10 protein-coding genes and 1 pseudogene are annotated in these 9741 nt (G+C 36.0%); 6 read left to right on the forward strand and 5 right to left on the reverse strand.

The window, feature by feature from the left end:
- Positions 1–123 precede the first annotated feature (123 nt).
- Positions 124–615 carry a DinB family protein gene (locus AC1DJR_RS09295; RefSeq protein WP_477002454.1) on the reverse strand — a complete coding sequence of 164 codons (492 nt, stop codon included), beginning with the start codon at positions 613–615 and terminating at the stop codon, positions 124–126.
- Positions 616–971: 356 nt separating this feature from the next.
- Here AC1DJR_RS09295 and AC1DJR_RS09300 point away from each other — a divergent pair, with 356 nt between their 5' ends.
- The 5 genes from AC1DJR_RS09300 (at position 972) to AC1DJR_RS09320 (ending at position 4935) form a co-directional block, all read left to right on the forward strand.
- Positions 972–2015, forward strand: a complete 1044-nt coding sequence (locus AC1DJR_RS09300; RefSeq protein WP_477002455.1) for an ArsR/SmtB family transcription factor — start codon at positions 972–974, stop codon at positions 2013–2015.
- A gap of 57 nt (positions 2016–2072) precedes the next feature.
- On the forward strand, positions 2073–3287 hold the full coding sequence (locus AC1DJR_RS09305; protein ID WP_477002456.1) for an MFS transporter: 1215 nt from the start codon (positions 2073–2075) through the stop codon (positions 3285–3287).
- A gap of 97 nt (positions 3288–3384) precedes the next feature.
- The gene (gene hmoA, locus AC1DJR_RS09310) at positions 3385–3711 is read left to right on the forward strand and encodes a heme-degrading monooxygenase HmoA (protein ID WP_000469495.1); all 327 of its coding nucleotides are present in this window, start codon (positions 3385–3387) and stop codon (positions 3709–3711) included.
- 184 nt (positions 3712–3895) lie between these two features.
- A complete protein-coding gene (locus AC1DJR_RS09315) occupies positions 3896–4318 on the forward strand; it encodes a VOC family protein (RefSeq protein WP_002084855.1) in 423 nt (140 codons plus the stop codon).
- Between the two features lie 197 nt (positions 4319–4515).
- Entirely contained in the window at positions 4516–4935 is a 420-nt protein-coding gene (locus AC1DJR_RS09320) for a VOC family protein (RefSeq protein WP_477002457.1), read from the forward strand.
- Between the two features lie 138 nt (positions 4936–5073).
- Here AC1DJR_RS09320 and AC1DJR_RS09325 read toward each other — a convergent pair.
- Positions 5074–5677 (reverse strand): annotated as a pseudogene (locus tag AC1DJR_RS09325) (hypothetical protein).
- 233 nt (positions 5678–5910) lie between these two features.
- Here AC1DJR_RS09325 and AC1DJR_RS09330 point away from each other — a divergent pair.
- Positions 5911–6693 carry a class I SAM-dependent methyltransferase gene (locus AC1DJR_RS09330; protein ID WP_477002458.1) on the forward strand — a complete coding sequence of 261 codons (783 nt, stop codon included), beginning with the start codon at positions 5911–5913 and terminating at the stop codon, positions 6691–6693.
- 166 nt (positions 6694–6859) lie between these two features.
- On the opposite strand, the gene lsrF is transcribed toward AC1DJR_RS09330, so the two are convergent.
- From lsrF to lsrK, 3 genes are all read right to left on the reverse strand, one after another.
- Complete coding sequence (gene lsrF / locus AC1DJR_RS09335; protein WP_131247931.1) at positions 6860–7642, reverse strand: 3-hydroxy-5-phosphonooxypentane-2,4-dione thiolase; 783 nt, start codon at positions 7640–7642, stop codon at positions 6860–6862.
- A gap of 6 nt (positions 7643–7648) precedes the next feature.
- Positions 7649–8011, reverse strand: a complete 363-nt coding sequence (locus AC1DJR_RS09340; RefSeq protein WP_000909986.1) for a cupin domain-containing protein — start codon at positions 8009–8011, stop codon at positions 7649–7651.
- A gap of 176 nt (positions 8012–8187) precedes the next feature.
- Positions 8188–9741, reverse strand: a 1554-nt coding sequence (lsrK, locus tag AC1DJR_RS09345; RefSeq protein ID WP_477002459.1) for an autoinducer-2 kinase, incomplete at its 5' end; no start/stop codon positions are given.

Genomic DNA, 9741 nt, shown 5'->3' on the forward strand with positions numbered 1-9741 from the left:
GGATTAAACTATTTCAATTTTTTTATCCTGAGTAATAGCAGTAATTATAAGAGGGATTGATGTAACAGTTAGCTATTTTCAATTGTTTTGCTGCATATTAATATAAGAAATTTTAATCATCGTTTATAAATAAGAACGATGAGTTGGCCATGAACCTTGGAGTTTCCGGAGTTGTATAATTTGTCCTGTATGATAAGCATCGTGCAAAAGGATATTCATATATTGTTGCCAAACTGGTAGAGAAGGAATTGGTTGATCCAGTTCTGCTTCTTGAAGGGATGTTAATGAAGATTGTAAGGCATCATGTACGTGAAGCGTTCGCTTCACTGTTTGTTGCCAAGCACCATCATCATTAGGTCCACCTTGGACAAACGTGTCATCATTATTTTGTGGAGCAACAAATGTGTCATCTTGATGTAAGCGAGAAAGTAAGCGCTCTTTAAAGATTAGTAAATGGTTTGCATTTTCCCAAATCGTATTACTGGCCGTTCCTTCTGGGTGCCAACATGCTTGTGCAGCAGTAAGATTCTTTAACGCTTCTGATATCGGTGGGTACCATTCTTCTTCGTAAAAAACTTGTTTGACTCCATTTTGTAATACTTCTTTTTTACCCATTCATATAGCCTCCTTAACTATGAGATAGACCAACAATAAATGTTAGAGAAATTAGGTAGAAACGTACCTACTTATCATCTGATTGATAAGTAGGTACGTTTCTAAAAGAACAATATGACACCGTTGTAGCAATTGCAGAAATAAACTTATACTTTCAAAATCATTTTTCTTACTGCAATAAATTCTCCTTTCTCWTCAAKAAACCTGCCTCATAGTTGAACAWGAAAAKCAACTGYAGCTTAAATTTAAAAAMTTGTAGTGAAATAAATTTTGTAATATTTCAAAATTCTAAAAAWWTAGAAGGTATAATTCGATAAAWATAGAATTTAATACTTAGCAAATAAGGAGGGGATGAAATGGAAGTCTTTCACGTAACGAGTAGAAACAGAGAAACGTACAATGTTCAAATGAAGTATTCGATACTTTTCGAATGTGCACTTGGCATTGCAGCAATTACTCATAAGAGGTTAATCGAYACKCTTGAAAAGMCTCAAAGYGAATGGGAAGAAATWAGAMAATCTTTAYCWCATGAAATGATAGAGCATTTRCAATTTGTYGAGAAGCAYAATACGTGGAAAGCGTTGCTACAGTTACTGTATGATGGAGATTTTACGGATTTATCTCAGTTTGTTCACAATATCAATTCGTTATCGGAAGTAGATTTTAAATATGTGTGCTTACCGTTTTTAGGAGAAATGCATCAAAGAAAAAGACGTTTAGCAGCAAATGGAGACGTAACTGCAATACATGAATTAAAGGAACTGACACATGATCACCAGTTTTTCTCTACTTATATTGGCTTTATATGTGATGCAGCTGTACAAGAACTAAAGGGTCATTTAATCGCGGTTATGACAGGATGGTATGAGGGTGTTATTAAGAAAGAAGAGGAGCAACTGCTCTCTATATTAAAGCGAGATTATGAAGCGAAAAATGAAATGAATAAAAAGATGAAACCGGAAGAGTTTGTCGAGTGGGCTACAGGTGGTGTTATATATATGCCAGAGCCAAGTGTGCATCACGTACTTCTTATCCCGCAAATTACGTACAGACCGTGGAACATAGAAGCTGATATTGAAGATACGAAAGTGTTTCATTATCCGGTCGCAAATGAAAGTATTCATCCAGAAGATCCGTATGAACCGAGTTATTTTTTAGTTCATAAACATAAGGCGCTCGGGGACGAGGCAAGATTGCGTATTGTAAAACTATTATTTGAACAAGAGCGTACACTGCAAGAAATAACGGAAAGATTACAACTAGGAAAATCGACAGTACATCATCATTTGAAACTTTTACGTTCAGCAAAGTTAGTTGATATTCATGATGGGAAATATGTGTTAAGAAAGAAAGCATTGCAGTCTTTAGCGAAAGAATTAGATGCATTTTTGAATAGATAATATACAACGAGAATGTACATAAAGGGAGGAATTTAATAGAAAAGTTGGTGAGCTATAGTGAATAGTGTATTGAAAAATCGTTCATTCTTTTTTATGTGGATTGGCAGTGCAATTTCAGAATTAGGCGGGGCTTTCGGGACGTTATGTAATTCAATTCTYGTWTATGARTTAACAGGATCRAAAACAGCATTAAGYAGTATGTGGTTACTATATYTWATYCCKTCWCTCATACTRCAACTTATAAGYGGSCCATWTATTGATAAATGGAGCMGAAAGTGGATTATGATTTTTTCGCAATGGATGCGGGCCTCTGTTTTCTTACTGCCTTTAGTAATGCTAGTTACTAACAGTGTAGAAGTATGGCACATTTACGTTGTTCAAATTATAGTWGGKCTCATTACGCCKCTKTATACACCCGCCAGTCAAGCGATTACACCRASYRTTGTAAGTAAAGAGCAGCTTCAAGAYGCRAATGCGTATATAGATGGAATGACTCGTCTTATGATGTTTCTMGCGCCAGTAWTAGGTGGTATCGTCATTCATTTTATTGGAATGAAGCTTACATTATTTTTTGTGTGCGTTTGTCTATTTATAAGTGGAGGATTATTACTTTTCATTACAGAAAAGAGGATAAAGCAAGAACTTCGAAAAACGTGGCTAGAAGAGTTTCTTCACGGCTTTACATACTTTTTCACAAAACCAGTTATCGTTTGGCTTGGTATCTTTCTAACATTCGTTCAATTTGGAGTAGGAGTAACGATGGTTACGAATCTTCCTTATATTAAAGATGAACTATCGGCAGGGTATGCTGAATACGGTTATTTTATGGCAGGATTCCCACTTGGCTATGTAGTTGGTTCCATGTTAGTTGGGAAAGTGAAGTATAGAAGCCGTAGATTACTTATGCTTGGGGGATTATTCGTAGGGGGCCTTACTTACACTTCACTAGGTTTAAATAATAGTATTATTATTGCGATTGTAATCGAGGTAATTGCKGGTATWTGTATTKCATTTTTCAATGTTCATAAYACGACGATATGCCAACAAACTGTCCCAARTAATATGATAGGAAAAGTATTTTCAGTGCGATTATTTTTCATACGATCGGCAATGCCATTAGGTGTGTTWYTWGGGGGAATACTGAGTGAAATGTGGGGAGTGAGAGTAYTATACTTTATCATCGGTTCGATTATATGTGTTACTTCTTTAATAGGGATATTGCTTCCGTATTTCAAATTTTTAGATGAGGCGATTGAGGAGAAGTCAGCATAATTCTAAAGATTTGAAACTTTATAATTGAAAAYAATTATCATAATCAATTATAATAGAAGAATACTAGTATTCGTATTACAAAGAGGGAGTGGAATATATGTTTATCGAAACGAAGACATTTACAGTAAAAGAAGGTACATCTAATATAGTTGTAGAGCGTTTCACAGGAGAAGGAATTATTGAAAAATTTGAAGGATTCATCGACTTAAGTGTTCTCGTTAAAAAAGTAAGACGCGGAGACGAAGAAGTTGTAGTTATGATTCGGTGGGAATCGGAAGAAGCATGGAAGAACTGGGAAACGAGTGAAGAGCACTTAGCTGGACATAGAGCGGGCCGCGGTAAGCCAAAACCAGATCATATCATTAAGGTTGAGCACGGAGTTTATTATGTGAAATCATCGAAATCGGCTTATCAACAGTCGTAAAAATACATTTGTTTAATTATATTCTTTCGAATAAATAACCATCTATCTGCTTACTGATAGATGGTTATTTATATTGAATAAAGAGAATGATTCGCCTGTGATGTAAGAATAATTAACGGATAAGTTAAAACTAGAAATGTTATAATATAAACTCKATCAGTGAGTAAGATTAGGAGGAATAATAATGGTTCAATCGATAGTTCATATCGCATTAGTAGTAAAAGACTATGATGAGGCAATAGAATTTTATACAAAGAAACTAAATTTCACATTAGTTGAAGATATTTATCAGCCAGAAGAAAACAAACGGTGGGTAGTGGTATCTCCTCCAGGTTCAGTCGGCACAACAATATTACTAGCCAGGGCATCTAAACCTGAGCAAGAGCCCTTTATTGGTAACCAATCAGGCGGTAGAGTATTTCTTTTCTTAAATACTGACGATTTTTGGAGAGATTATAATGAAATGATTTCAAGAGGAATAGAATTTGTGAGAGAGCCGAAAGAGCAATCATACGGAATTGTTGCAGTATTTAAGGACTTATACGGGAATTTATGGGATCTACTGCAACTAAAGGATGATCACCCAATTGCACAAAGAATTAAGTAGATTACTACGATTGACAGCCTTTATCGGTAAATCGAGATTCCGTGTCGAATCGTTCATATAATTTCATTCATTGTATTCCAAATGTTGCATTTTAAAAAACGTTCTAGACTATACGGAACACTTGAATATCTTTCCTTACATATGTAAGTGTTATTAATATGAGTATATATACCCTCTGCTTAAAAGGAGAGGAGTGAATGAAGTTGAATCATTTAAATCTATGTGTTGATGATTTATCAGAAGCTAGACATTTCTTTGAAATATTTTTTGATTTTCAATTTTTGGAGCAAAAGGGAAAGGCACTTGTAGTAATGAGTGATGAGAGTGGATTTATACTCGTGCTAAGTGATCCAAAAGCATTTAAGGGGAATAAGGAAGTTATGTATCCTGAAGCTTTTCATATTGGTTTTTTAGTGGAAACTTCAAGTGAAGTTGATCAATCATATAATCGTTTAGTAGCTGGTGGCATTGAAATAGACAAGRAACCGTATTCAATGAGAGGTAGTAGTTATGGTTTTTATTTTACAATGTTTAATGGATTGTTAATTGAAGTATCTTGCCTTTACTATAGAGATGGTAAGAAAGTCTCAAAACTGAATGGCACTCATCAAGAATAATTCTTTGAAGGTGTATATATAACCCCTTATCCAGTTTGGAAAGGGGCTTGATCATTTTATTCGCTTATTTAATGGAACACCAAAGTAAAAAATAAGCATCTTTTATTCAAAAGCCCGATTGATTAAAGTTTCACTTTATTAATCTAACCGAATTTCAAATTCAAGCATAGCTTGATCTTTAATAAATGGCATACTTTGTTCTTTAAATAATAAGCTAATTCCAGAGAGATTATTAGGAAGAGTAGGGGAAACTACAAATTGGTAGCTCACATGTCCATCTGTTCCAGTCCATCCTTCTGCCCAGCAATCGTATGTATCATTTATCGATAATTCAACAAGGCTATGTGTATGATTCTCATTAAGTGTATTGTTTTTTTTGATCCCATTCCTTATATAAATTAATTACACTAGCGTTAGAATATTGACGAATAAAGGTTACAGTATACACAGTTTCTTTATGTTCATAAGTTTTTAAAACGGGTATATGTTTTTTAAACTTAGTCGGTTCGACGCGAGGTTTAAACTCATCTTCGTCCATCATAGATGAGAATAATGAATTTAAATAATCGGGATATAACCCGTTCTGCTTTGCCCAATTAGAAATGGCTTCATCTGGTGGGAAACCCGGATTCCCATTCGAAAGTTCTTTCCGTTCTTTTAATAAAGAGCAAATTTTTTCATCAATAGAAGATAAGCGTTCATCATAATGATCAGTAGGGCGTTCAAAAGGTATTCGTTGCATAATCATTCCTCTTTTCCTTTATTTTGTTTTCATATTTTATTATAACTGAAACAATTCTCGTTTTTTACAATATAATCAATTAATTTAAATATTTAGAAAAATAGGATGTTTATGTGTTAAAATAAATATAGAAAACCATTTATTAACTATCGGCAGGTTAATAGAAAAAGGGTGTAAATAGTTAATAATGTCACAATTAAAATGCAACTAGATAGTTAGGAGGAATGATTATAATGGATACTACACAACAAAACAGTAATGCATGGGATAAGAAGGTTGAAGAAGGTTCTAGATATACTCAACCTGTAAGTAGTGAGGTTATTGAAAAAAGTAAATCAGGTGAATGGGAAATTACAGTCACCACAGAAAAATCAGTTCCTAGAGATTGGTTTCCAAAGTCATTAGAGGGATTAAAGATACTTTGTTTAGCATCAGGTGGGGGGCAACAAGCACCAGTACTGGCTGCTGCTGGAGCAGATGTAACAGTTACTGATATATCTAAGAAGCAATTGGAACAAGATGAAATGGTAGCGGAACGGGATGGATTAACTTTAAAAACAGTACAAGGAGATATGTCAGACCATAATGATTTTGAAGATGAATATTTTGATATTGTCGTAAATCCTGTTTCTAATTTGTTTGTAAAAGATGTTCATCTTGTATGGAATGAGATTTCAAGGGTTTTAAAGAATAAAGGTATTCTTATTTCTGGATTTACAAATCCTTTACTATGGATTTTTGATGACAACCAAGAACAAAAAGGTATTTTGGATGTTAAACATTCAATACCTTCATCAACATTGGATTATTTACCAGAGGATGAAGTTCAAGATTATATTAATTTAAATCAAACAATAGAATACGCACATACTCTAGAAAATCAAATCCAAGGTCAAGTTGAAGCTGGTTTTGTTATAACGGGTTTTTATGAGGATGATTTTGGTGGAACAAGGATATTAGATAAGCATATTAAAACTTTTATTGCTACAAAAGCTATAAAGTTAAAGGTTGATTAAAATTTTTGGCTCGTTAGTCGAAGAAGGAAACTTGAAAACAGTAAAAGTTCAATGTATGTCAAAAAGGATGGCACTTGCCATCCTTTTCCTTTTGTAGTTTGAGTGTCAAAACAAGTTTTACTCTTCTTAACTGAACCCTTTATAATAAATAGTCCATCTTTTCACATTAATTTTTCACGTCATTATATAGTTCCAGCGCCTCTTTCACATTCAATCCATTTTTCACAATACCATGAATCGCTTGAATCATCGCAGTTGGATGTTCGGATTGCCATATGTTTCGGCCCATGTCTACTCCGATTGCGCCTTCTTGCAGCGCATTGTACGTAATGTTTAATGCGTCTTCGATTGAATCTAGTTTCGGTCCTCCCGCGATTACGACTGGAGCAGGGCATGTGCTTGTGATTTTTTCGAATCCTTCGCAGTAGTACGTTTTAATAATATCAGCTCCCATTTCAACACATACGCGGGAGGCGAGTGCTAGAAAGCGAGCTTCACGTTTTTGTAGTTCTTTTGCAACGGCGGTAATACCGAGTACTGGCAGGCCGTAATCGTGAGCTTCAGAGACTACGTTTGCGAGATTTGAAACAGTTTGTGTTTCATAGTCTGATCCAACAAAGACAGAAACGCCGACGCCAATTGCGTTTTGTTTTACTGCTTCTTTCACAGGTGTAACAATTGTTTCATTCGCTAAATCTTTGCCTACTACAGTTGCCCCGCCTGATACACGCATAACCATCGGTGTGTTGCAGTTTTCAGGAATACAGGAACTTAATACGCCTCGTGTTAAAAAGAGGGAATCAGTATATGGAAGTAAGTTTTTAACTGTTTCTAACGGTTGTTCAAGTCCGTGAATTGGCCCTAAAAAGTAGCCGTGATCTATCGCTAACATAACCGCTCTGCCGTCAGGTAAAATTGTATTTAATCGATTTTTAAATCCCCAAGTCATTAGGAATCACTCCTTCGTTAATGTTGGATTTTCAGTTTGTACAGTATCTTTATTTGGTAAATGTGGTGACTTTATAAAAACAGCTTTAAAAGGCTTATCAGAATGGTTAATAAGATAATGGGATTCATGAGGTCGAACTTGCAAGACATCCCCTTGTTTGATCGGAACTCTCTCGTTATTCACATAGAAATCTATTTCGCCTTCTAACGCATAGAAGACTTCTTCGCACGTTGTATGATAGTGATTTTGAAACTCTTGCCCAGGCTGAATCACGACTAGGCCAAGATCGATATTTGGACCTTGTATTAAATATTTAGGCCCGTTATCACCGAAGCGATAGGAGAAATCATTTTCATTCGCTTTTAACATACATTTCACTCCTTTATCCCGCGTTAACGGGCAGTAAAACTCCCATCTCAAAATTTGGCTGGAGCAAAGAAGTTAGGGGGAGGTCAACTGCCCGTAAACGCCCGATTGGTTCAACTAATAATCAGTGGGGGAGGAACAAAACCCCCACTGATTAAAGTTTCACTTTATGTAATGTGTTACAGAGCACCGGGTGCAATCCACATATGTGAGGTGAGCCCTTTATCGGCTAAAGCGAGCTGACTGTTATACACAGTTTTCCATGTTTCATAGAATTCCTTATATAATTCATGATTTTCAGTGACTGGCTCAAATGTGTTTTCCCACTGTACAAACTGTTCGGCAGTCGCTGCCATAGATGAATATATGCCAGCACCAACCCCAGCAGCAATTGCAGTTCCTAAAGCTGCCGCTTCTTTTACAACTGGTACTTTCACTGGGATTCCAAGAACGTCTGAAAGAATTTGCGGCCAAAGTTTTCCTTTAGCAGCGCCGCCAGCAAAAATCACTTCAGAAGGAAATTTACCTGTGAGAGCCTCTATTAATTTCAAGTTGCCGAATGTAACGAAGGCGGCATTTTCTTCTATTGCCCGGAACATTTCTTTCTTCCCACATTTATCAGCATCTAAACTTAAATTTAAAAAGGATGGTGCAGCGTGTCGCCAAGAAATATAGTTCATTACATTTGAAAAAATAGGGATTATACCGTGAGAGCCTACAGGAACTTCTTTCGCTTGTTCTTCTAGTAATTCATAAGCATCTACACCGAGTTTTTCAGCGAGCCGTTTTTCTTCATGGCAAAAGGCATCTCGAAACCACCTCATAACAAGGCCAGGGAAGAAAGCGATTGTTTCGTATTGCCATAGGTTAGGAATGACGTGGCAATTAACACGAATCGCCGCATTTGGATCAGTTTCTGGTTTTGTTATATTTACTTCTTGTTGCCAAAAACTGCCTCCGCATATAAATGTTTGTTCAGGCTTTACAACTCCAGTTCCAAGCGATGCCATTTGTGCATCTCCGCCGCCAGCAACGACCGGTGTTCCTTCATGTAATCCTGTTAATTTAGAACTTCGTTGTGTGATATTACCGATAACTGTACCAGCTTCATTTACTTTTGGAGAAAAGGCTAGAGTAAGACCGCATTGCTCAGCRAYSSAGTTATCCCAAGCTCTATTTTGTAAATCRAATATACCGGACGTACATCCATTTGAAGAATCAATTTGCAGTACGCCGCACAATTTATATAAAATCCAATCGTTTAACATCGTGAAAGAATGAATGTTTCTGTACACGTCTGGTTCATGCTTTTTTATCCAAAGTAAGCGAGGTAAAGCACCTAACGAAAAAGTTTGACCGGATTTTTTATATAAATCTTCTTCAATTTCGGAACGGATTTTTTTTAGTTCACTAACTTCCGCTGACGCGCGACCATCAACATTTGCACAAGCCCATATTTCCTGCCCGTTTTTATCGTATAAAACAAAGCCTTCACGCATACTCGTTGCACTAATACCTTTAATAGAAGAGGAGGACGTATTACTTTTTTGAAGAACCTCTTTCGTACATTGTTGAACGAGCTGCCAGTTTTCAGTTACATCAAAATTCATAGAACCAGGGTAACGACTGTCTGATTTATGAATCCATTCTTTTTGACTAACAGCAAGTTGATTACCGTTTAAATCAAAAAGAACTGCTCGAATGCTCCCTGTACCAGCGTCGTAAGCTAATAG

It is taken from the genome of Bacillus sp. 05T31, from assembly GCF_056396725.1.